Source organism: Psychrobacter sp. CAL346-MNA-CIBAN-0220, assembly GCF_040309805.1.
Classification (GTDB): Bacteria; Pseudomonadota; Gammaproteobacteria; order Pseudomonadales; family Moraxellaceae; genus Psychrobacter.
In genome coordinates, this window is sequence record NZ_JBEOPF010000291.1 from 1 (window position 1) to 272 (window position 272).

Genomic DNA, 272 nt, shown 5'->3' on the forward strand with positions numbered 1-272 from the left:
AGCTATGGCAACAGTTGGTTGCGCTACATTTGGCCCGTCCAAATATCAATACCCTCACCGATATGATCGTCTGCCCAGGCTGGGACTTTTGCTCGCTCGCCAATGCCACAACCCACAATATCGCTGAACAAATCGAAAAGCAATTTTATGATCTCGACTATCTTTATGATTTGGGTGAAATCCGCCTCAATATGTCTGGCTGTATGAATGCCTGTGCGCATCATCATACCGGCGATATCGGTATCCTTGGTGTCGATAAAAAAGGCGAATAC

Annotated in this window: 1 pseudogene; it reads left to right on the forward strand. The window is 46.3% G+C overall.

The window, feature by feature from the left end:
- Positions 1–272: pseudogene (locus tag AAEY88_RS13690) on the forward strand (nitrite/sulfite reductase); the annotation flags it as partial.